This is a genomic window from Methylosarcina fibrata AML-C10 (assembly GCF_000372865.1).
In the GTDB taxonomy this organism is placed as follows: Bacteria; Pseudomonadota; Gammaproteobacteria; order Methylococcales; family Methylomonadaceae; genus Methylosarcina; species Methylosarcina fibrata.
In genome coordinates, this window is the sequence record NZ_KB889965.1 from 2,283,906 (window position 1) to 2,307,253 (window position 23,348).

At 54.6% G+C, this 23,348-nt stretch carries 18 protein-coding genes and 1 tRNA gene; 6 read left to right on the forward strand and 13 right to left on the reverse strand.

Annotated features, from left to right (window positions below; translation table 11 throughout):
• Positions 1-1,233: a dicarboxylate/amino acid:cation symporter gene (locus A3OW_RS0110865; protein WP_020563467.1), complete on the forward strand. Its 1,233-nt coding sequence runs from the start codon at positions 1-3 to the stop codon at positions 1,231-1,233.
• A gap of 70 nt (positions 1,234-1,303) precedes the next feature.
• Here the strand turns inward: A3OW_RS0110865 and A3OW_RS0110870 are convergent, their stop codons facing one another.
• Both A3OW_RS0110870 and A3OW_RS0110875 read right to left on the reverse strand, forming a co-directional pair.
• The gene (locus A3OW_RS0110870) at positions 1,304-2,434 is read right to left on the reverse strand and encodes a PhnD/SsuA/transferrin family substrate-binding protein (RefSeq protein WP_020563468.1); all 1,131 of its coding nucleotides are present in this window, start codon (positions 2,432-2,434) and stop codon (positions 1,304-1,306) included.
• On the reverse strand, positions 2,431-5,130 hold the full coding sequence (locus A3OW_RS0110875) for a SpoIIE family protein phosphatase (protein ID WP_026223497.1): 2,700 nt from the start codon (positions 5,128-5,130) through the stop codon (positions 2,431-2,433). Before A3OW_RS0110875 ends, A3OW_RS0110870 begins: the two co-directional genes overlap by 4 nt.
• A 120-nt stretch (positions 5,131-5,250) precedes the next feature.
• Here A3OW_RS0110875 and A3OW_RS28270 point away from each other — a divergent pair, with 120 nt between their 5' ends.
• Positions 5,251-5,721, forward strand: coding sequence for a hypothetical protein (locus tag A3OW_RS28270; protein WP_198291311.1), 471 nt, complete (start codon positions 5,251-5,253; stop codon positions 5,719-5,721).
• A gap of 188 nt (positions 5,722-5,909) precedes the next feature.
• Positions 5,910-6,356 carry a CBS domain-containing protein gene (locus A3OW_RS0110880; protein WP_020563470.1) on the forward strand — a complete coding sequence of 149 codons (447 nt, stop codon included), beginning with the start codon at positions 5,910-5,912 and terminating at the stop codon, positions 6,354-6,356.
• Between the two features lie 220 nt (positions 6,357-6,576).
• Here A3OW_RS0110880 and A3OW_RS0110885 read toward each other — a convergent pair whose 3' ends face one another.
• Both A3OW_RS0110885 and arsS read right to left on the reverse strand, forming a co-directional pair.
• Entirely contained in the window at positions 6,577-7,698 is a 1,122-nt protein-coding gene (locus A3OW_RS0110885) for a methyltransferase domain-containing protein (RefSeq protein ID WP_020563471.1), read from the reverse strand.
• 24 nt (positions 7,699-7,722) lie between these two features.
• Complete coding sequence (arsS, locus tag A3OW_RS0110890) at positions 7,723-8,700, reverse strand: arsenosugar biosynthesis radical SAM (seleno)protein ArsS (RefSeq protein ID WP_020563472.1); 978 nt, start codon at positions 8,698-8,700, stop codon at positions 7,723-7,725.
• Between the two features lie 318 nt (positions 8,701-9,018).
• Between arsS and A3OW_RS28850 the strand changes: the two genes are divergently transcribed.
• Positions 9,019-9,153, forward strand: coding sequence for a hypothetical protein (locus tag A3OW_RS28850; protein WP_269746762.1), 135 nt, complete (start codon positions 9,019-9,021; stop codon positions 9,151-9,153).
• 45 nt (positions 9,154-9,198) lie between these two features.
• Here the strand turns inward: A3OW_RS28850 and A3OW_RS0110900 are convergent, their stop codons facing one another.
• From A3OW_RS0110900 to A3OW_RS0110915, 4 genes are all read right to left on the reverse strand, one after another.
• Positions 9,199-11,439, reverse strand: coding sequence for a CHASE2 domain-containing protein (locus A3OW_RS0110900; RefSeq protein WP_020563474.1), 2,241 nt, complete (start codon positions 11,437-11,439; stop codon positions 9,199-9,201).
• Between the two features lie 4 nt (positions 11,440-11,443).
• A complete protein-coding gene (locus A3OW_RS0110905; protein ID WP_020563475.1) occupies positions 11,444-13,651 on the reverse strand; it encodes an HD domain-containing phosphohydrolase in 2,208 nt (735 codons plus the stop codon).
• Positions 13,652-14,043: 392 nt separating this feature from the next.
• Positions 14,044-14,658, reverse strand: a complete 615-nt coding sequence (locus A3OW_RS0110910; RefSeq protein ID WP_020563476.1) for an OmpA family protein — start codon at positions 14,656-14,658, stop codon at positions 14,044-14,046.
• A 5-nt stretch (positions 14,659-14,663) separates the two neighbouring features.
• Positions 14,664-15,110 (reverse strand): FecR family protein, encoded by a 447-nt coding sequence (locus tag A3OW_RS0110915; protein ID WP_026223498.1) that lies wholly within the window; start codon positions 15,108-15,110, stop codon positions 14,664-14,666.
• A 370-nt stretch (positions 15,111-15,480) separates the two neighbouring features.
• On the opposite strand from A3OW_RS0110915, the gene A3OW_RS0110920 reads away from it, so the two are divergent.
• Both A3OW_RS0110920 and A3OW_RS0110925 read left to right on the forward strand, forming a co-directional pair.
• Positions 15,481-15,567: transfer RNA gene (locus A3OW_RS0110920), tRNA-Leu, on the forward strand.
• An 89-nt stretch (positions 15,568-15,656) separates the two neighbouring features.
• The gene (locus A3OW_RS0110925) at positions 15,657-16,622 is read left to right on the forward strand and encodes a site-specific integrase (protein WP_026223499.1); all 966 of its coding nucleotides are present in this window, start codon (positions 15,657-15,659) and stop codon (positions 16,620-16,622) included.
• Between the two features lie 83 nt (positions 16,623-16,705).
• Here A3OW_RS0110925 and A3OW_RS0110930 read toward each other — a convergent pair.
• The 5 genes from A3OW_RS0110930 to A3OW_RS0110955 all read right to left on the reverse strand — a co-directional run bounded on the left by A3OW_RS0110930 (position 16,706) and on the right by A3OW_RS0110955 (position 23,346).
• Positions 16,706-17,874, reverse strand: a protein-coding gene (locus A3OW_RS0110930) for an IS3 family transposase (protein ID WP_085984332.1) whose coding sequence is annotated in 2 segments (ribosomal slippage) — positions 16,706-17,607 and positions 17,607-17,874 — 1,170 coding nt in all. Because the reading frame shifts where the segments join, the coding sequence is not laid out codon by codon here.
• A gap of 29 nt (positions 17,875-17,903) precedes the next feature.
• The gene (locus tag A3OW_RS0110940) at positions 17,904-18,326 is read right to left on the reverse strand and encodes a hypothetical protein (protein WP_020563482.1); all 423 of its coding nucleotides are present in this window, start codon (positions 18,324-18,326) and stop codon (positions 17,904-17,906) included.
• Positions 18,323-19,447, reverse strand: a complete 1,125-nt coding sequence (locus tag A3OW_RS0110945; protein ID WP_020563483.1) for a PDDEXK nuclease domain-containing protein — start codon at positions 19,445-19,447, stop codon at positions 18,323-18,325. The genes A3OW_RS0110940 and A3OW_RS0110945 overlap by 4 nt, the downstream gene beginning before the upstream one ends.
• Entirely contained in the window at positions 19,434-20,837 is a 1,404-nt protein-coding gene (locus A3OW_RS0110950) for a restriction endonuclease subunit S (RefSeq protein ID WP_033411694.1), read from the reverse strand. The genes A3OW_RS0110945 and A3OW_RS0110950 overlap by 14 nt, the downstream gene beginning before the upstream one ends.
• A gap of 67 nt (positions 20,838-20,904) precedes the next feature.
• Entirely contained in the window at positions 20,905-23,346 is a 2,442-nt protein-coding gene (locus A3OW_RS0110955) for a type I restriction-modification system subunit M (RefSeq protein WP_020563485.1), read from the reverse strand.
• Positions 23,347-23,348 lie beyond the last annotated feature (2 nt).

Sequence of the window (23,348 nt, forward strand, 5' to 3'; positions counted from 1 at the left end):
ATGAAATTTTCACTCAATCTGCAAATTCTGTTCGCCGTAATTGCCAGCTTCATCCTGGGAATCGCCTTGCAGCAAATGGACCCCAACGCAGCGTTTTATAAGAATTTCATGTTCGCCTGCGAGATTATCGGCAACACTTTTGTCGATTTGCTGAAGATGATCCTGATTCCGTTGATCTTTTCTTCGATTGCGGTCGGCGTGGCGCATTTGCGCAGCCACGGCAACAAGCACCGGGTCTGGAAAACGACGCTGATCTTCTTTCTGTTCACGTCATCGCTGGCGGTTCTGCTCGGACTTGGCGCGGCCAACCTGTTCCAGGTCGGCAAAGGGCTGGACATTCATTTATTCGATGCCGACATGGCGCATTTTCAAGCCCGGCAAATGACGCTGCCGGATTTTATCGTCAAATTCTTCCATGGCTTGTTTATCAACCCCTTCGCCGCGATGGCCAACGGTGACATTCTCGCCGTGGTCGTCTTCGCGCTATTCATCGGCATTGCGCTGATCGTGCTGGAGGAAAAAACGCCGCTTTGCCTCAATTTTCTCGAGGAAGTCCTGGCAATTACGATGCTGATCGTCGGCTGGATCATGAAAATTGCCCCGTTGGGCATACTGGCTTTACTGACCCGTCTGATCGCCGGTCAGAGCTTGGAATTGCTGGCTACCCTCGTCCAATTCATTGCGGTCATCATCGGCACGACACTGCTTCATGGGCTTGTCGTGCTGCCTTTGATTCTGTTTGTTCTTACCGGCGTATCGCCGGCTTTCTTTTTCAGAGGAGCGAGAGAATCGTTGATTACGGCCTTTGCGACCAGTTCCAGTTCCGCGACGCTGCCCGTCACGTTGCGCTGCGCCGAACATCATTTACACGTCGATAAAAAAATTGCCGGCTTTGTCGTTTCGATCGGAGCAACCATCAACATGGACGGCACGGCGCTGTACGAAGCGGCGGCGGCCTTGTTTGTCGCCCACCTGACCGGCGTGGAACTCAACCTGTTGCAGCAGCTCATCGTGTTCATCACCGCCATGCTCGCCGCCATCGGCGCTCCCGGCATCCCCAGCGCGGGCATGGTGACCATGATCATGGTACTGCAATCGGTCGGTTTGCCGGCGGAAGCGATCGCCATTCTGTTACCGATCGACCGCCTGCTGGATGCCGTCCGCACCATGGTCAACGTCGAAGGCGACATGATCGGCAGCCTGGTCGTGCAAAAACTGACCAGGCCCGAATGAGTAACGAAGGTTGGAGGGAGATGTAGTGTCTACTTCCCGCTACGCGAGCCGGCCTGTTCTCCCGACGAGTTCAACTTACATAGCGGTCATAGACCATTTGTAGCATCCGGATTTCGCCCGGCTCCGGTTTGCTCCAGCCGTCGATTTGAATGTCGCGCAGAATCGTTTTTCCCTGCTCGTCGTTGGTCATGTCTTGCAAAATCCCGGCCAACAGATCGCCTTCCTCTTGCAGATGCGGCGCCACGCAAAACAGGTGGCAGGCGAAATGGGTTTCGCTTTCGTCAAGTTTACGGACGTTGTTGCGGCTGAACGAGGAAAGGCCTTCGTACGATTTTTTCAACATGAACACCAGATCGCATTTTTTTCGGATCAACGATTGCAGTGCCTTGATTTCATTTCCGGCGACATCGTAGGTAAACTTCGTCGAATCAAGCCCGCTTTCGTCGCATAAAAACCGTCCCAGCAGATAAACAAAGCTGTCTTTCGTCGCCGTGCCGACGCATACGCCCTGATACTCGGACAGGCTTCTCCGGTCGTCCGCCCGGGTCAGCAACACGACCTCGTCGACCTCGGCGACCGGCCGCATCGCCGGAAGAAAACCGTAGCGCTTGATCATCGCGCAGGCTTCAAACGGTCTGGCAAACAACAGATCGGTGGTATCGCCGTTAGGATGTTCCATTGACTGTTCGAAGTGAATTGCTTTTTTCATACGGCGCTGCAGATAGGTATTCAGCAAATACCAGCCGGTCAATTGCTGCCCCGACTGAAGGCTGGCGACGAAATTCAACTTGTCGTGCGCAGCATCCGCACTTTTCTGCCTGATCTCGGCGTGGCGCGGTTCGGGAACGGCGGTCGCGAAAAAACTGTCCTGGGCAGCGGCATTACCGTCGGACTTGACGAAGCGGCCAAGGCCGGTAATTTTGAACAGCATGCTGACCATCCGGTCCAGCCTTTGCACTTCCACTCGGATTTTTTTCCGCTCCCATTCCTCGAACAATTTCAAAAGCAGCGACAAGCCCATCGAATTGACCCGTTCGACCTGGCTGAAATCGAGCAGCACGTGCGCCTGGGAAGGTATTGCCGCCAACGACTCCAGGACCGGATTGGCGTGCGCATCGATCGAACCGATGAAATTGTAACAATAGCTGTTGTCCAGCTCGGAAACGGGCTGGATGGAAAAACTGCTGATCATGCTGCTCATATCGATGCCCTCATTTGATAAGCGGATTCATACTCGCTGTGGTACAGGAACTGAAGACCGGAATCGACGCCCATGTCGACGCTGCCGTGCAGATCCCACAAGGTAGTGACCTGGGTGCGTTTCTGCGGATGCACGCGGATTTGCAGATAATCCGACATCCGCCACATCATGTACAGGCCTACGCCGCCGACGCCGGGTTCGACGCCTTCCGCCATCGCGCGCGCCAGACTTTTCAGAAATACGCCGGGCATCAGGGTGCCCCAGTTATCGGTAATCATCAGCCCCAGGGTATCGCCGCTGACGGCAATATCGATGCGCACTTCTTCCTGGGACGACAGCTCCCGGGATTCGCCTTTGACGTAGTAGGCCACGCCCTTGCCGTCCCGAGGCGCGGCATAGAGGCTGTTTTCGGTCATCTCGTCCAGCACCATCATCAAGGAGTCCAGTTGGTCTTGCGGAATATGCCCCTGATCCTTCAGCCAGGAATGAATCTCCTCCACGATAAACGGCTTGTCGTCGGTATGCGTCAATTGAAAATGGCGATATTCCGCCTTGCCGGGCATCAACGCGTACAAATCGTCGTCGGGCGATTCGTTGTGCTGGCTCAACAAATGATTCCAGCCCAATTTTTTGCAAAAATCGTCGTGCCTCGGCAAAATCCTGCAGATGCCGTCCTGGCTGAAGCGAGGCAACAGGTCGGAATAACCCTGCTCGGCGAGAAACACGACATATTCCTTTGAAATTCGCGGTATCGGATGCTCGCCCTGACGGTAAAAGTTTTCCGAGATGCGGATGATGTCGCTGACCTCGTTGCTGGCGGCGGTCTGGGCCACGCGGTCGCTGTGCGTCACGATCACCATTGTCACGTCGTCCGAATACATCGTGCTCCGGCAGTGCCGCCGCAATGCGTCCAGGATTTGCTCTCGCAACTGTTCTCCCTGTTCGGCTTCGGTATTGGCGTTCAGAATCGCTTCCAGGCGGTCGTAGCCGAAAGGCTCGCCGCCGGGCGATTCTTCTTCGACCAAGCCGTCGGTATAGAGGAACAAACGATCGCCGACTTCCAGAGTCAGTTCGAGCGCGGAGCTTTGATAATCCGAGTCGGCGCTTTTTCCCAAAGGCAGGCCGGAAGCTTCCAGCATCTGCCATTGTTTGGCGTTGCGTTTCAACAGATACGGCAACACATGGCCGGCATTGGCGAACACCAGCTTGCCGGTGCGTGCATCCAGGCTCAGGCAGGCCATCGTCATCAGCAGCGACTCGTGCGCCGTCGCGCGCATCGTGTCGTTCAACGAATTGAGGATCTCGCCCGGGCTGGTTACCCCTTCGTGGATCAAAGGATACACGCCCGCCTTCGCGGCGCTCACCATGGTGCCGGCGGCAACGCCGTGGCCACTGACGTCGCCGATCATGAGAATGCTGTGATGCCCGCCCACTTTGTAATAATCGTAATAATCGCCGCCGACTTCGCTCGACGTCAGCATGTTCGCAAGCCCCTGCATACCGGGCAGTTCAATGCTCGGCTGCGGCAGTATCGAACGCTGCAAAGCGGCGGCCAGATTGACTTCGCCCTGCAGACGCGCGCTCAGCCGCGCCAGATCGGCGTGAGCTTTTTGAACCTTGTTCTCGGCTTCCTTGCGTTCGGTAATGTCGATGCCGGTCATCAGAAACATGATCGGCGCACCGCCTGCGGAATTCTTGATCACCGTGGGATTCCAGACGACGTGAAGACAATCGCCGGTACTGATCTGCATGCGCGTTTCGGTGGCCTCGGCAAATTCGACCGCGCCCGACATCATGCCGGAAAACAGCGTGCGCAGTTCGCCTTGTTCGGCGGCCGGGATGAATTGGGCGAAAAAGTCCTTGCCTTTCAGCTCGGTTTCCGGCCAGCCGGTATTTTCCTCGGCGTGATGGTTGAACAAAACGATTTTGCCGTCCGCATCCAGACCGATGATCAACGCCTGGGTCGTATGAATCACGTTGTCGGCGAACGCCTTTTCCTGCTGCATTCTGACCGCGCTTTCCTTCAGACGCTGCACTAAAGGCTGCAACAGCAGCACGCCGACCAGAGCCAGAGAAGCGAGCGAGACGGCAAACATCATGTGCTGTTTGGTTGCCGTGCTGGTAATCATAAATTCGGACTTGCGTTGATGAATGGTGCTGACTTTGCCCATGTCTTCCAACAGCATCGGCGACAGCGAAAACAATTTCTTAAGATCCGGATTGTCCGCCTGCAAATTGTTCACTGGAATTCTTTGAATTTTACGCACTAGGGAGAGATAATCCCTGACCAGATTGTCGAGCGGCTTGTTTTTGTCGAAATAGATGAATCTCAGATCGTCCGACAGACTCCCGGAAACGCGCATCAGGCGTTCGCCTTCCCTGACATAACGGTCGCCGTCTCGTAAGGTGAGATGCGTCTGTTCCAGTTCGTTCATGCCGACCAGAATTTTCCCGTCCAGCTTGCGCACTTCGTCGCTGCCTGAGGCAAGAATTTTCTGGCTCAGCAGCAGGTTGATGTCCTGTACGATCCTGCTCTGCTCGGTGCTCATTTTCACCAGCAGCGCATTGCCTTCCTGACTGCGGATATCGGTGATTAAAATGAAATAGGTGATGGTGGCTACGCCGGTCAGCACGAAGAGTACGGTCGCATATTGCTCCAGCATTCTTCCCACCAGGCGTCGAAATAGATCCTGCATTGATTATCTCCTCTGATTTTGTGCCTTTTTCAGCTTATTGTTCTTGTTAAACCGGCATTCCGGGTGGGTCCTTTTGCCGCTTGATTTTGTTTAACATGCGGCATGTGTCACCGATACCCGATGAACTATGGCCTGACGGCAAAGCTATGCAGCAACAGCTTTTCGATTCGGCCGACCCATCTTGTCCCGAGCCTGTCCACACGTTGCTTCAAGCATCTTCGAGAATGCGCAATCCGTTCGGTACAACGAACAGCCTCCCGGAAAAACCCAGCAATTGAGTCAAATTTTCCAAATCCAAAACTAGCAGACATCGGGTTTATGTCAAAGCCTGAGACTCATTCGCGAAAAGGATCCGTCCAGACGGCAAAACCAGGCTACTCAGTTAGAATTCAAGGGCGAAGTCCGATTTTTATTCCCATCGGCTTTCCAGTAGCGACCGACTCGCCCGATCTCTCCCTTTATTTTTTGATCAAAAATTATTTTTATATTCCATCAAGTTACAAAATTAAGCTGATAAGCATCGAAGCATCGTGTTTTGTTTTCGAATCCAGCCGTCCACTTGACGATTTTGTGACGATCTTCACAAGATGATGTTACAGGCGACGGTATCCTGTGCCGGCCCAATTCATAAGGCGCCCAAGCCGAACTTTTTCGAGAAGACGCCACAATGACCAGTCTAACTTTATGGGAATTACTGGGTTAAAATACTGTCAATTTTTGGGAGCGGCAGACTGCTGCGGTAAACCCGGCGATTTTTTATTAAGCAAAGGTAGAGAAAAATGACGCTAAAAACCATCTGTAATCGTGAAGTGCTGATTGTCGGCAAAAACGATACCGTCCCGGAAGCCGCCCGGTTAATGCGCGAACATCATGCCGGCGACGTGGTGATTGTCGAAGAACGCGACGGACTCCGGTTTCCGGTCGGCATCGTGACCGACAGGGACATCGTCATCGAATTGATCGCCAAGGAGGTGGATATTCATTCGGTCACCGTCGGCGATGTCATGTGCCAGGACATCGTTTTGGCAAAGGAAGAAGACGACGTTGACGAAACGATAAAAATCATGCGGCACAAAGGCATCCGCCGTCTGCCGGTGGTGGATCAGGCCGGAGCATTGGTCGGAATCGTCACGTTGGACGACCTGATCGACCTGATTGCCGAGCAGTTGAAGGATTTGGCCGGTCTGATCGCCCGCCAGCAGGATCTGGAAAAGAAGTACCGATAAGCCACCCGGAGTCAACCTCCGGCACATTCATTCCGTGCAAGCCGGCTCCGGACGTCTCTCCGCCGGAGTCATAGATTGCCGGGCTTTCCCCTGCTAAGGCCGGTCACGAACCGAGGTTTCCGGATAGCGTCTCGGCGTCTCGAGCTGACGATGAGAGCGCCTGGCCGGATACACATCCTGTCCATAGCCTCCGGCTTTAGAATGGAGGATCCTCGCCCAATCAACAGCAACCGCCGCCGGGATTGCATTTATTTTCGTGCTGCGCTCCTTTGGTTTCGGCTACCGGCCGAAGAGTGCCGGCCGGCGCGCACCACGGAATGCCCGGGACTTCCTGCCGGGGAGCGATGCCGATAAAGTCGCTGCCGTAAGCCGGTCCCGTCAACAGTTGGTAACTGCGTTCACAGACCGCCATGCGTCGGCCGCGGTAATAGACGTGGCCTTCGTCGTCCTGCACTTCGGCATAGGGACCTCGGTAAATGACGGCATGGCCTTTATCGAGACAGGGTTCGCTGTGAGGTTTGACCGCGGTAATCGTGACCGAACGGAACTCCACGCCTTCCACGACGCGCCACGGCGCAGTTTCCCAATGATCGAGGCAGACCGCAATAAAGCCGGCCTGAACGAACGACTGCAAAAAATCGTATTCCTGAAGGGCTCCGGACAGACAGCCGCTCCATAATTGCCTATCCTGTTTCAAAGGCTCGGGCACCGGCTCGTCGGAGACGATATCGGAAATCGCCACTCGCCCTCCCGGCTTGACCACCCGGAAAATCTCCCGGACCAGTTGCTCCTTGTCGCTGTCGTGGACCAGATTCAACACGCAATTGGAGACCACCAGATCGACCGAGTTGTCGGCAATCAACGGCGATACTTTGCGCTGGTTTTCCTGCCAGGCCCGCAGGGCGATCAGATCTTCTGCGTTGCATACCGGGCGATCGGCCAGATGACGATTCACGGCCGCCAGATCCAGGGCCAGATCCTGGATTTGCCCTTTCTTGAACTCGACCCGGTCGGAACCCAGTTTTTCGGCCATTTCCGCCTGATATTTCCGGGCCAGCGCCAGCATGTCGTCGTTCATGTCGACCCCGATCACCCGACCTTCCTCGCCGACTAGTTGCGCGGCCATGTAACAGATTTTACCGGAGCCCGAGCCCAGATCGAGCACGACGTCCCCTTTCCGGACATGGCGCGAAGGATCGCCGCAGCCGTAATCTTTTTCGATGATTTCCTGCGGCAGGACGGCCAGCAATTCCCGGTCGTAGTCGACCGGACAACAAAGATCGGCCTGCCTCTCCGCGGCCCCCGCCGAATAACGCTCTAAAACCCCTGTTTCTACGGTCATGTTGTCTCCTCGGTCCGAATGATTTTATGGTGCTTTGGCCACGCCCAGCGCGCCGCCGCAACTGCTGCCCTGCCCTGCGGTGCAACCGTAGCAATGATCGGCTACGGCGATGCGTGATCCCGGCAGGGAACGCGCATTGAGCCGGTTCAAGTGAATCTTTTCGCCGCCCCCCGAGCCCAAAGGGAGTTGCAGCATCTGATTGAAATCGCAGTCATAGACGTACCCTTGCCAATCGATGCTCAGCGTGTTCCGGCACATCACGCCGTTCAGGTTTTCCGGACGATGGCTGTCCTTCAGCAGGCGCATGTAGTCGTTAAAGAGCCCCTTGCTGATCAACAGGCTGCCGAAGCGCTGGACGGGCAGATTCGCCAGAGCGAACAGGCGGTTAAAAACGATGCCGTAATGGTCGAACAGATAATTCTTATAAGCCAGTTCCAGCCCCTGCTGATCCGGCGGCAGCGACGCGCCTTGCGGATTAAACACCAGATTCAGCATCAGCCCGCTGCCGGCCTGCCCGTAGCCCAAATCATTCAATTTTTTCAGCGCGGCCAGGCTGGAACTGAACGTGCCTTTCCCTCTCTGCCGGTCGACGTTGTCTTCAAGATAACAGGGCAACGAAGCGGTGATCTCAACCCGGTTTTCCGCGAGAAATTCGGCCAGGTCTTCATAACCGGGCTCTTCGAGGATCACCAGATTGCAGCGGTCGATGACGGTCACTTCCAGTTTCCTGGCTTCGGCTACAAGATATTTAAAATAGGGATTCATTTCCGGAGCGCCGCCGGTCAAATCCAGGATGCGAACGTTTTCCTTCCGGATAAACTCCAGTACCCGATCGACGGTCTCTTTTTCCATGGATTCCTTGCGTTTAGGGCCGGCATTGACGTGGCAATGCGTACAGCTCAGGTTGCACCGGTAACCCAGATTGACCTGAACTATTTCGAGGGCATTCCGGGTAATCGCCGGAAAATCGCTCGGTTTCAGAAAGGACAATGTCTCGTGCATGAACTTCAATCGCTGCTGAAAAATAGATCGCCGTAATAAGAGAGGCCGGCGCCGAGTAATCATTCCCCGCCTTGGCTTATTCGTTGATGGCGCCGAGCCTTTTTCGGCCCGCCGGAGTCCATTCATGAACGACGTTTTTTAAACATGCCGCTCGAAAAAACGCCGACGAGCCTGGCGTCCGCCGTCAAGCGTAAATCCTTTTATCAGACTTTTCAACTTATGCGTGAATTCGGCAATCGTCATCGAATTGTAATCGTTCGGACTTTAAACTTTAATATGCATCGTTCATGCTGCATTCATCGATCGGAGGTATCAGCCATGAACAAAAACATTATCTCACCCTTTTATAAAAGCTCCCCATTACTGTTTGCCGCAGCCGCGATGACCTCGCTGACTCTTCTGATAGCCTGGGCCATCGAACAATTCGCTCTGGTCGTATTCCGGGTGTGGTGAATTCTCCCTATCCGTACCGGAAAAACGGCAGGGAACATTGCCTTCTTATTTTTCCGTCAATTCGATCAAATCCCCACTATGGTTTTCGGCCAGACGCTTCAAATGGAAGGCGGCAAGACCGTCCGAAGGATGCCGGGCAAGCAGGTTTCGAAAGGCTTCGACGGCGGTAGGATCGGCTTCGCACATAAGGCGGTAGGCTGCCAGATAGTCGTTTAACTCCGTCTCATCGGTCAAGCCGGGATCGAGCAACTCGAACACCAACAACGGCTGCGCCTTGCCTTTCAACCGCAACCGCCCGATGGGCCGCACCGGAAAATCGGCACAACCGGCCAGCGTGGCCTCGGACAGGCACACCGACGTCCCCAGGTATTTGTTGGCGTGTTCCAGACGCGAGGCGGTATTGACGGGATCGCCCAAAGCCCGGTAATCAAAAAAAGTTCTGCCGCCGAAATTGCCCACAATCACTTCACCGGTATGGACGCCGATCCGCGTTTTGCCGAAGAGTATGCCTCTGGCGTTCAACTTCGCGGCATATTCTTCGGCAAAGCGATGCATGGCCAAAGCGCATCGAAGCGCCCGGCACTCATGATCCGGTTGCCGGATAGGCGCGGAAAACAGGATGGCTACGGCATCGCCCACGATACGGTCCAGGGTGCCCTGATGAGCAAAAGCAATGGCAATCATTCGGTCCAGATAGCCGTTCAGTACGGCTACCGCTTCGCCGGGATCCATGCTTTCCATCAAGCCGGTAAAATCGGTCAGGTCACTGAAAACGAAGCTGCATTTCTGACGGCGCCCGCCCAGTTCCAAAGCGTCGGGGCAGGCGATCAGATGATCGACCAGATTGGGCGAGATATAGCGGGCAAAAGCCTGTTTAACCCAGCGCTGCCGGCGCTCGCTGTAAACATGCCGGAAAATGCTGGACATCAGATAGACCAAGGCCAGCAGCACCGTCGCCGCCATCGGGTCGAGCAGCAGACGATAGCCGGAAAAGGCTTCCCAGGCGCCGGCCCACAAAAAAACCAATACCAGCCAAAAGACGCTAAAAGAAAGCAGAGCTCCGGCATTCAAAGCGAGCAGTCCGATGCCCGAGCCGGCTAGAATGACGGTCAGCAACTCCGCTGTTTCGGTCCAGCCGGGCCGAAGCAAGGGCGTGCCGCTCAACATTTGCTCCAAAGCCTGGGCATGAATTTCGATACCGGGAACGACGTCGCCCAACGGACTGAAGCGCATGTCCAGGATGCCTTGCGCCGAAGCCCCGACCAACAGAATGCGCCCCTGCAGGCCGGCCGGATCCACCCGTCCGGACAGGATTTTCCAGGCGGAAATATAACGAGTCCTGTCCGGTTTGGCGTAATGAATCCAGATTTCTCCGTTCGGCGCGGTCGGCACGGCAATCCGGCCTATACGGATTTCGCCGATTCCGCATCCCGGTTCGGAAGCCGAACGGATCGTATAATTGCCGGCGTTTTGAGAGACTCTCAACACTTCAGCGGCCAGCGAAGGAACGACGGCACTCCGGTAACTCAGCAAAATAGGGACTTTTCGGATGATGCCGTCGGCATCGGCCATAAAATTCAACGCGCCGTTGCCCTGAGCCTTCTTCTCGAACTGCGGCAGCGAGGCTACCACGCCGTCAAAACGGGCAAGGCAGGATGCAGGAGAGTTGCCCAGGCTGATAAAGCGCGCCTTGATGGCCGGATTACGCTCTTTGGGAGCGACCGAATGGCTCAGCGCAAAGCCCAGCACGACTTTGCCGCGGCCGATCACATCGGCCAGCATGTCGTCATGATCGGGCAAAAGGCTCAGCAAACGTCGGTTTTCCGGAGACAGCGGCCAAAGCTCCAGCATCGATTTCGGCGACGTGCGGTCGGCTTCCGCAAAAATAACGTCGAGAGCGATCACCGCGGGTTTTGCACTCTGCAATTTCGACACCAATTCGGCGAGGCGGCTGCGGGGCCAGGGCCATTGGCCGAGGCGCGCCAGGCTTTCATCGTCGATGTCGATGACGACGACCGATCCGTCCCGGCCGGTACGGGGCTGCCACCGTTGAAATTGGTCGAAGGCAGCGTTGCGCAGGTACTGGAGGGGAACCGGATACCACAGAAACAGAAAGAAGCAGGCCACCAACATCGCCAACAAAAGCCAAAGTCCGAAGCGCACATTGGGGTAAGCGATCGGCATACCGCCCGGCCGGTTCATCCGTGCCTTTTCAAGCTGACCATGGCCGAAGGCCGCCGATCGGCCGCCGAAAACTTCGGAATGTCCGGAACGGCGCTCCGCCATGCGTTCAAGACGATGCTCTCCCTATGGACGGCACGGGCCCCAGAAAATCGCTGATGTCGACTTCATCGATTTGTTCGGGATCGAGATATTGTTCGGCAAATCTCCGATAGACGCCCGAGGTTAAAAACAGATCGAACAAATCGGGATCGATTTGCCGGTTTTTCTTCATGCCGAACAGAATTTTCAAGGACTTGGACAGTTTATAAGGCCCTTTATAAGGGCGGTCGGCGGAGGTCAGCGCCTCGAAAACGTCGGCAATCGCCATGATTCGGGCGGGTATGGACAGTTCGGCCGCGCTCAGTTTCCGGGGATAGCCCCGTCCGTCCAGCGTTTCATGATGCGTCGTGGCGTATTCGGGCACGCGCTTCAGATAGTCCGGATACGTCATCTGTTCCAGCATTTTGATGGTTTCGATGATATGTTCGTTGATTTTATAACGATCCTCGCTAGTCAACGTCCCCCTGAGTATGCTCAGGTTATAAATCTCTCCGTAATTGTAAAGATTCTCCGGAATCGTCATTTTGATGCCGAGGGCGGGATCCGGATTTTGCTGGATATTGCGTGGAATGACATGGTAAGGCTTGTCGCTCAATAGAAATTCTTCGGCCGGCAAAGGCGTGACCGATTCATCCCGACGCCGGTTCATATCTTCCCAGGAAAGGCCGAGCTTGTCGTCGAAATGGCGCCGCCAGGTTTTTTGAGCAATGCTCCGGATGCGGGCAAGATGTTCGGGGTCCATGGTTTCTCTGCCGAGATTGCATTCCGCAATAAAGCCGAAATCGTCCAGAAGCCGGTTTTTTTGTTGTTCATAACGCTCATTCGCCGACTGTTCGTCCATCCCGCGCAGCCGGCTTTTAAGGCATTCGATTTCAGCATCCCGCAACAAGACTTCGAAGCGCATGCGGACTTCGTGGATCCGATTGTAAATCGCATCCAGTTTGGTGGCCTTTTCAATCACATATTCCGGCGTGGTGACTTTGCCGCAGTCGTGCAGCCAGGCGCCGACGCGAAACTCGAACCATTCGTCTTCGGTTTGAAATTTGAAATCGGCCAAAGGTCCCTCGGTCTCGCGGCAGGCGGCTTCGGCCAGCATGATCGCCAACTCCGGCACCCGCACGCAGTGATGGCCGGTATGCGGGCTTTTGCTGTCCACGGCCGCGGCGATGGTGTGAATGATGTTTTCGGTCGTGGCCTTCTGCCCTTCCACCAGTTGCAGATTGTCCAGGGCAACCGCGGCTTGCGCCGCCAGGGCTTCCACCAGGACGACAATATCGGGCGGAAAAGGAACGATGGCGCCGGTATCGGGATCTTTGGCATTAAAGAACTGCAAAATGCCGATCACTTTGCCGTTTCTGGGAGCCATCGGTGCCGTCAGTAAGGACACGGTCCGGTAACCGCTGCGGGCATCGAAATCCCGGGTGCCGCTGCAATCGAACGCCGTTTCCCGATAGACGTCGTCGATTAAAACCGTCGTTTTGTGAAGAGCGGCAAAAGTGGAAGCGTAGTTTTCGTTGGGCTGGCCCGAGATTTCGTCATACAAGGGAATTTCTTCATAAGGCAAATGATCGTCGCGGGTGCGCTCGGTAAAACGGAGGGTATTCTGCGGAGTGACCAAATACATGGTGCCGCCGTCGCAGTTCAGCAAACGACGGCCCTCCATCAGGATATGTTTCAATAATTTGGCTCGGCTTCTTTCCACCGACATCATCAGACCGCTGTCGATCAGCATGTCGAGTTTTGCGGTTCGGGTTCTGATCTCGTTTTCCAAGTTGGCGAGAATGGCCCGGTTGGCTTTGTAAAAACGGCCGAGCATCAAATAGCTGTTGATCCTGAAGAGATGTTTGTCGGCCTCGAACGGTTTGGTCAGCCAATCGTTCGCCCCTGCCGCCAACGCTGAATTACGCTTGTCTATCGTCCGGGCGCCGTGGATAATCAATACCGGCATTTCGAGCGCGGAAAAATGCTCTCTTATGCCTCGGACCACCTCGTTGCCGTCAAGATCCGCCTTATCGACATCAAGCAGAATCAGATCATAGGCCGCATTCGACAAAGCCGGCATGAGCATCAGCGGATCGTCGAGCAGACGCACTCCCCAATTCCCGGCTGCTTTCTTTAGCGATTTTTGGTAGATCTTGCCATGAATCGGATCAGTGCAAATCAGCAGGAAGTTTTTTTCAGAGAGAGATTCCACTTGGCCTGGATCTGAGCTCATAGAATACCTGGGTCGCGAATGAGAGAAATAGACGAAGTTGGCAGAGGCCACTATTGAGATTGCGCTTCACCGGGCCACGTCGGGAAAAATCGGGCCGTCTGCTTTCATTGAAAATACCGGCCGAAGCATCGGTACGATTCCAGTAAGTTGAACAATAACATCCTAACAAAAAAACCCATGCCGGTGATTAATATAAAAGATCATGGTTTTTTTTCAATCATAAATCAACTCTTCCGGAAACCCGAGGCGAAACATCCGCCGCCACTGACCTTGCGATGCTTGCGCCGGTGGCATCAAGACCGGACGCGGTCTAACAATCCATCTTCGGCCGTACGGTTTAAAGACGCTCTTTATGCGAAACCGAAGCAGGCAAGGAGCGCGCCGCGTCCTCGTTATCTGACTGTAACTTCCACCCGGCGGTTGCGCGGCTCGTCGGTATTATCGGGCGTCGGTACCAGAAGATTCTTTTCCCCGTGCGACTCAACGACGATCTTGTCGGCATCGAGCTTGGCTTCCTTCAGCAAGGATGCAATCGACTTCGCCCTGGCCAGGCTTAATTGTTCATTGTCACGAGAATCACCTACGGTGTCGGTGTGGCCGATCACTGAAACGTCGGGCGCCGGGCGGAGACTGATTTCCTTGAGGATTTTGGGAAGATCGGCGGCCGACGCCCGGGTTAACGTTGCGCCGCCGCCTTCGAAATACAAATAGAAAGAGACCGGTTTTTTAGGGCTTGCCGCCAAAGCCTGGCCAAAATCCCGATTGATTTGCTCCTCGCTGACCGTAAACGTTTTTCCCGCTTCGCCTCCGATGGCAGCGCCTTCGCGCGATTTTTCCAGGACGGTCGTGCCCTCTGCGGTCGCCACCTGCACCTTGCCCACGCGGCCGTCTTCATCAAGAAGCACGACATACGACTGCGAGCAAGCCGAGAGTCCCAGCACGAGAATTACCGAACATACTCGCCGCTGGCAACGGGACGGATTATCCTTCATGCTGTTCTTGGCCATCCTGTTCATTCCTCCACTTTGACCAGAAAACGCGTACCCCTGACGCCAATGATTCCCGTCGGCGTTTTTAAAGCGACGGCCTCGGGTTTAAGCCTGGCGATGACGCCGGAAAGATAGTGCAAGGTGCCCCGGATCATGCTGGCAACCAGCTTCAGATCACCTTTGGCCGGTTTATACAGATAGTCGTCCACAGTCACTTCGGTATCGGCTCCAAGCGACATCACCGTATTGTCTCTGAACGTTACTCCCATGCTGCCTTCCCTGCCGGTTTTGAGCACACTGCCCAGATAAAACGGAATGCCCGGTACCGCTTTTTGCATGTGTTGAGAGGTTGACACCGTCGCTTCACCATGAACCGTTTTAACAAATCCGATCGCATCGCTCTGAGCCCCGGCAGTGACGGAACCCGCACAAAATACCAGCAACAACCCTAAAAAGATCGATTTCGACATGAATTCTCCCTCTGGACATTTTGTGAGTTTCATTAACGAATGCCCTACCGCCGATTCGGTTTCTTCTTCCGCATCGTTATCGGATAAGGCATATTTAACTCCAATTCGGCTGATATAGGCAAATGGATTATCCGACTTGCAAGCTGTCTCCTTTCGAGGGACGAGCGGCAGAGCTCCGGAGCCGGGAGTTCCGGAAACAATCAACATTCGGCAAGGACGGCAACCTTCCGACTTTAAGGCATATTTCCATGATTGATAGGGTATCGGTCTCTTTATATCTTTTGCAAAACTGAGGAATGGAAAAATAAAGATCATATCTGGCTTATTTTTTTTGTTGCTATATAATACGCAGCTCACCCAAATATTCGATGCCTCGGTGGCGAAATTGGTAGACGCAAGGGACTTAAAATCCCTCGGTGGTAACACCGTGCCGGTTCGACTCCGGCCCGAGGCACCATAAATATCAGTAAGTTACAAATAGCGTCTTGACGGATTAAAAAAATCCATTACCATTTTATTACCAATTCTAAAAAGTTTAGGTAATAAATGGCTGCTTTTCGTAAGCTTCCAAATGGAAAATGGTTTGTTCGTATTCGTCGAACTGGCTATCCTGAGCAATCACAGGCCTTCCCAACCCGACCAGAGGCCGAACTTTGGGCGGCCGAAATTGAATCCACAATGCTTCGCGGTTCCTTTATCTGCAAGAAGGAAGCCGAACAAACGACCTTGGCTGAGGCTTGGGATCGTTATCTAAGAGAAATAACCCCCACTAAGAAAGGTGCCAAGCGCGAGCGCTCTCGCATTATGCTGCTCCAAAAAAGCTCGCTCGGCAATCGTTTTTTAGCATCTCTTCGCGGTATTGATATAGCAGCATATCGTGACAGCAGGCTTAAAGAAGTTTCACCCAGAACAGTGCAAGTCGAAATGGCGGCCATTAGTCATTTATACACTATCTGCCGAAAAGAATGGGGTATGGAATATCTCACAAACCCGGTAATGTCTGTTCGCTCTCCCAAAGTAAATAACGCACGCGATCGTCGCTTTAACTATGGCGAAGAAGAAGCCATTCGAGAACATCTCAATCCCGAAATGAACGCCATCGTAACAATCGCTATCGAAACTGCCATGCGTCGTAGCGAGATAGCGTCTCTTCGATGGGATATGATTCGAGGCCATGTGATTACTCTCAAGGAAACCAAGAACGGAGCAGTACGACATGTCCCACTATCGTCAGCAGCAAGGAAAGCCCTAGACACCCTCCCCCGCAGAGAGGACGGTCGCGTATTTGGTATTTACATAGACGACATGACTCACCGATTCAAAGCTGCCTGCGATTCAGCGGGGGTGACTGGAATGAGATTTCATGACTTACGTCATGAAGCAACTAGTCGACTATTCGAGCGTGGTTTTTCTATTATGGAGGTTGCCAGCATAACCGGGCACAAATCACTGACAATGCTTCAGCGTTATACACACATTGCTTCGTCGGATCTTGCCAAACGATTGGGCTAAAGACCCAAAGCCTTCCTTCCTTTGCAATCCATCTTTTTAATCCAAGCATCGACTGATCTTGCTTGAATTTTACAGACAGATAGCTAAGAGACTTGTTTAAGTTCAAAGGCTTCTGGGGATAGATAACCCAACTTGGAATGAAGCCGTTTGCGATTGTAATACACTTCGATGTATTCGAAGACATGTTGCTTTGCATCGGCTCGCGTTTGTAGCCGCTCACCGTGAATGGCTTCAACCTTGAAGCTGTGGTTCCAGCTTTCCATGGCGGCGTTATCGTAGCAGTCGCCTTTCTTGCTCATGCTACAAATCAATTGATGCTGTTTGAGCAGGGCTTGATAGGCTGCCGAACAATACTGGCTGCCCCGATCCGAATGAACGATGACGTTTTTTGGGCGCTTTCGCCGCCATAATGCCATGGTTAATGCATCGTAAACCAGGCTGGCGGTCATGCGCTCCGCCATGGCCCAGCCGATGACCTTGCGCGAATACAACTCCAAGACGACGGCCAGATAAAGCCAGCCCTCATCCGTCCAGATGTAGGTAATGTCGGAGACCCATTTCTGATCGGGCACCGTCGCTTCAAAATCTTGAGCCAAGTGGTTGGGCGCTACGGGCAAGTTGTGATTGCTGTTGGTCGTGGCTTTGTATTTTCGCGCGGCCTTGGCCCGCCAACCCTTAGATCTCATGATCTTGGCCACGGTATGGCGGCTGATACGATGGCCTTCATCATTGAGACGCTTGGTTATTCGTGGCGAACCGGCGCGTGCCTTTTCATCGTCGAATACCCGCTTGATCTCATTGGCCATAGCTTCTTGCGATTGCGCTCTTGGCGAGGGCGGGCGTTTTTTCCATTGATAATAGCCGCTGCGCGAAACTTTAAGACAGCGGCACATCAGCGTGGCTGAAAATTCAGATTCAAGGGATTGCATCATAGCGTACCTCACCGTGGTTGCTTGGCAAAGTACGCTGCCGCCTTTTTTAAAAAAGCGACTTCCTCTTCCAGGCGAGCATTTTCCCGTTTAAGCCGCGCAATTTCTGCTTGTTGCAGTTTTTGCTCTTCAAAGGGCTGACCGGTTTGGTGGCTTTTGGCTTGCCAGCAATACAGCATGGCTTGAGCAATCCCCAAGTCTTTGGCTGCCTTTGGAACGCCGTCTTGCTTTGCCCGCTCCAAAGCCTGCTCTTTAAACTGGGGCGAATATTTGTTGCGTTTTGGTTGCGTCGTAGCAGATGCTGCTTGATCATTGTTTTTCATAAGACTCCTCATGCATAGAGATTACTCTCTTAACAGAGTGTCTGTGAAATTTTGGCAAGATCATTGCCCGGCGTCGGCAGAAATTTGTACAAATCGACATGCGCCGGACCGTGGCTAACGCCTTTGCGCAACACATCCACCACGCCGCGCTTGGCGATCTCGCCCTGAATGCGATGCAGAAACTGGCTGCGTTTGATGCCGTCCTGCGCCAACTCCAAGGTTTCGACAGTCTTGGGCTGGGTGGCCTGCAAAAAGGCCAGCAACTTGACGACATCCAGCGCCACGTCGCGGTTGTAATCGGCGGGCAGGCCTTGCTGATAGCCGCCGACGCTGTAATAACCCACGCTGGATTGAACCGCGTTATCCGCGGCAACGTCCGGTGTCGGTTGACCGGTGAGATGATTAACGATCAGGGCTTCCAGACCTTTTTCGCTGGTGTCGGTGGGTTTCATGCGTTGTCTCCCTTTTTCTTGCGCCGGGGTTTTGGCACTGCATTCGTAGGTTTGGCCATTGCGCTCTGCGGCGACAAGGTCGCCGCTGCAGCCCGTTCACGCGCCACTGCGATGGCGTGATGCAAGCGGGAACGCAGCGCCTCGCGTTCCGGCAGTTCGGTCAGATACTCGGCCACGCGGATGCTAGAGCCATCCAGTTGTAGCACTTCAATTTCTTCCCGGTTGATGCTAGCGCACAGAATCAGGCCGATGGGCGCTTCTTCGCCGGGTTGCCGCTCGTAGCGATCGAGCCAACGCAAGTACAGCTCCATCTGCCCCTTGTGCGCCGCTTGAAACTTCTCCAACTTCAGCTCCACCGCCACCAAGCGTTGCAACTTGCGGTGATAGAACAGCAGGTCGAGATAAAAATCGTCCGCCCCGATAATCAGACGCTTCTGCCGGGCGACAAAGCAGAAGCCATCACCCATTTCCAGCAGAAAACGCTCCATGTCGGCCAGAATGGCCGACTCCAGGTCGCGCTCGCTGTAAACGCCTTGCAGGCCCAGAAAATCCAGCAGGTAAGGATCGCGGAACACCAGATCGGTGCTGATCTGGTCTCGCTCGCGCAGCTTGGCGATTTCCATTTCCACCACAGCCTCGGGCTTTTTGGAGATGGCGGTGCGCTCGTAGAGCATCCCGCCAATCTTCTTTTCCAGCGTGCGCGTACTCCAGCGTTCGATGCGGCACATCTCGGCATAGAACTCGCGCTGCAAGGGTCGCTCCAGATAGATGATCTGGCGAAAATGCGTCCACGACAAAACTGTACTCAGCGCGGAGACAATCTTTTCGTCCGGAAAAGCCTCGGCAAATCGCTTCATGTGCCACAGATTGCGGTCGGCGAAGCCTCTGCCGTAGGCCTGGGTCAATTCTCTACTCACTGCGGAGACAATCTCCTGCCCGTAGGGCGCTCGCTCCTTCTGCAGCAATTCCACGCCGATCCGGTGGCCGATGCGCCAATACAGCATCGTCAGCGTGGCGTTGGCGGTCTGCGCGATGTGCTGACGGGCGGAATCGATCAGGCCGCGCAACTCCAGCAGCAGGGCATCGGCCGGTTTGGGTGCGGCGGGCTTATTCTTCGCCATCCTCGTCCTCCCCATCGGCTTCGATGTCTTCGCCGCCGCCCAGAGCCGCCAAGTCTTCCTCGGCCACCACGTCATCCGGCCCCGGCACCCAATCGCGAACATCGATTTGGCCGGTGACGACGTCGGTAATCAGGCGGTCGCGGTATTCGCGGATCAGCTTGATTTCTTCTTCGGCACGTTGGATGGCTTCTTCGAGCGGTTTACACTCGTCGGCGATCCACTTGCAGATTGCCTTTTGCTCTTCGACGGGTGGTACAGTGAACGGAACGGTCACAAGCTTTTCACGTGTCAGATGCGCGATGCTAACTCGGTTCACGATGGCGTTGAAACGTCCGCGCTTGCCGTAGGAGAAGAACTGATGAAACAGGAATTCCGGCAGCATCATGGTCTTGGCCGCTACCCGGTGTACGGAGTTTTGGATGTAACACTCCGGCAGTTCATCGTTCCACATGCAAGCACGACCGACTTCGCCGCCTTCACTGACAAGCAGATCACCCTTGCGAACGCGGAGCTGTGCCATCTCTGAACTGGCAATCCACATTTCCTTTACGTCATGCACGTCCGGCTTTACCCATTGCACATTCGTGGAACGCAGGTAGGGCTTGAATTCACCGTCACTATCTTTGGCCTCGGTGATCAGCATCTTGCCCAGAATCACGTTGGCAACATTTTTCAGTCGCTGAAGCTTCCAATGCTCGGGGATATCCCCCAGCCACTCAATACCAGAAGATTTCAACGCAACTGACGCATCAAGCCCGCGCGTCACGGCGTGATCGATGATGCGCAGCTTCTGCTCGGTAAGCAGCCTGATGAGATCGCGCTTGGCCTTGATGAAGCGGGCGATATGGGCATCTTGCACCCGCAAATAGTCGACGATCTGATCCTGCTCGGCACGCGGCGGTTGAATCAGTGGAATATCAAGAAACTGGTTTGGATAAAGCCGAAGCCGGGACGCTCGGATACCTGTCGAACGGCAATTGTATTCAGACACGTAGGCGCGAATACGCAGCAAATAATCCAGATAAGCCGGGCTGAAATCCTCTGGGTTGTGAGGCCTGTAAACACCATAAGCCGGACTAACCAATCCTGTGTGACGAGCTGCTCCTAACGCCGCCATCCAAGCCCATAACGTATTGACGACAATATCGCCGGGACGGCAAAGCTTGTGCCCAGCGTAGCTTTCCGCCTTGAACATGGTGACGTTTTTCTGGCTGCGAGGTGTAACGCCTGTCAGATGCGACACAGAAAGCAACTCCTCGTCACCCGTGCGCGAACGGTCATCCACTTCACGAAAAAACACTTTGGCGCGCTGTTCGTCCCAATGCTCTGGAATATTGGGAAGCCAAGGCATTTTGGGTTTTCTATATCCTGAGTAGCGGGTGGAATCCATCAATCTTCTCCTGCGACTTCGCAAGGGCTATAAGCTAATTGTCTACTCAGTGCGTAGACAAAACTGTTCATGAAGCCCCCACAATTTTATGCAGCAAACCCTCGGTCTGCTGTTCCAAAGCCAGAATATCGGCGCGGATTTCCGCCAAGGTCCGTAGCGGCGCGGGCCGGTAGAAATAACGGGCAAACGAGATTTCATAGCCAATTTTGGTGGCGTCCATCGCGATCCAAGCGTCGGAGGCATGCGGCAACACTTCGCGCGCAAAAAACGCTTCGATGCCGCCCGGTTCGGTCAGCGGCACCTGTTCGGTGTCGCGCAAATCGCTGTCGGGTTCGTATTCGATCATGTAGCGGTCTTTGCCGTCTTGCTCCAGATAGGCACCGTCGTATCCCGGCTCGAAATATTCGCCGGCCTTGAGCTTTGTGCGCTTGGTGATCACTGGTGGCGCGGTTTCATCACGCCAGCTCACGGCTTTGTAGATGATTTTTTTATCGGAAGCGCTGGGCTTCTTGTCGAGCTGTTTCATCGCCGCATCGAAGCGGGCGCGGAACTGATTATGATCGTCAAAGATGCCATCACCCAACTCCTGTTGCGCCAAACGTGCCAGTTCGACCAGGGCTTTGTCGCGCAGCCAGGTGGCTGGGTCGAGCAGTTTCTTGCGTTTTTGAGACGATACGTTCCTGTATCGTCCCCCTTCGGGGTCGCCATGCGATCCAAATCCGTTCCCGACGGATTTGTCCGGCACGGCTTTCTTGGCAGGCTTGCTGTCGCCGTCATCCCCTTCATCCGCATCGTCGTCGCTATCGTCGCCTTTCAGCCAGGCTTCAATCTCGGGCCGCAGTTTGGCGAACCGATCGTAGAGCGCATCGCCCCAGCGGCCGTAAATTTCGCTGCGCAAGGCTTCATCGCCGGAGGCAAAGCGTAGCGTCTCGATGGCACTGCGTTTGAGCTGGCTCTTTAGACGTAACGGCCGGTCGACGGTGATTTTCCAGTAACCGAAATCGGCGTTGTTAAACCACTTGGATTCCGGACTGGTCTTTGCCGACTCTTCGTCAGCCGGCGGCAGTTGCAGGTATTGCTCCAGAATGCGTTCGATGTCGGTTTCACCAAGAGCGCAGTTTTTCTTGCCCAGGTTGCGGCGCAACGGCTGAAACCATTGGCTGGCATCGATCAGTTGCACTTTACCCTTGCGGTGTTCGGCCTTGCGGTTGGTCAGCACCCAGATGTAGGTGGCGATGCCGGTGTTGTAAAAGATGTTCAGCGGCAAGGCGATGATGGCTTCCAGCCAGTCGTTTTCGATGGCCCAGCGGCGGATGTTGCTTTCGCCTTGGCCGGCGTCGCCGGTGAACAGCGCCGAGCCGTTGTGCACCAAGGCGATGCGGCTACCCAGCGGGGTGTTGTGCTTCATCTTCTGCAGCTTGTTGACCAGGAACATCAATTGGCCGTCGCTGGAACGGGTGATGAGTTTGTATTCCGGGTCGCCGTCGTGGGTGACCATGAAGCGCGGGTCGCTAAAGCCGGCTTTGCCGCCCATGCGTTCCAGGTCGGTTTTCCAGCTTTTGCCGTACGGCGGATTGGATAGCATGAAGTCGAATTCGCGCGCCGGAAACTGGTCGGCCGACAAAGTGGATTTATCAGCACCGCCGACGATGTTCTCGGCTTCTTCGCCTTCGCCCTTGAGCAGCAAATCGGCTTTGCAGATGGCGTAGGTTTCCGGGTTGATTTCCTGGCCGAATAAATGAATCGACACTTCCTTACCGTGGCTGGCGGCCAGTTCCAGCAGCGTTTCCTCGGCCACAGTCAGCATGCCGCCGGTACCGCAAGCGCCGTCATACAAGGTATAGGTGCCGGATTCGATCCGGTCGGCGATCGGCACGAACAATAATTTGGCCATCAGTTTGACCACATCGCGCGGCGTCCAGTGTTCGCCGGCTTCTTCGTTGTTGTCTTCGTTAAAACGGCGAATCAATTCCTCGAAAGCGGTGCCCATGCCGTGATTGTCCAGTCCCGGCAGTTTGATGCGGCCGTCGCCATCGAGCACCGGCTGCGGCGACAGATTCACATCGGGATTGAGAAAGTCCTCGATCAGGTAACCCAGGACATTGGCATCGACCAGGGTCTGAATCTGGTCGCGGAATTTGAATTTGGCCAGAATTTCCAGGACGTTGTACGAGAAGCCATCGAGATAATCGATGAAGTTGTCGCGCAATCGTTGGCCTTGGCCGCTGGCCGCCAGACGGGACAGGGTAAATTCCGAGGTGTTGTAAAACGCCTGGCCGGCGGCCATGCGTAGCGCGCCTTCCTGATCGACCACGCCGTGCTGATCGAGGAATTTTTTGCGTTCCAATACGACGTCTTTGCTGGATTCCAGCACGGCATCGAGACGACGCAGCACGGTGAACGGCAGTATCACATCGCGGTATTTGCCGCGCACGTACACATCGCGCAGACGGTCATCGGCGATATTCCAGATGAAGTCCGCAATCCATTTGAGTTGGCTTTGATCCATAT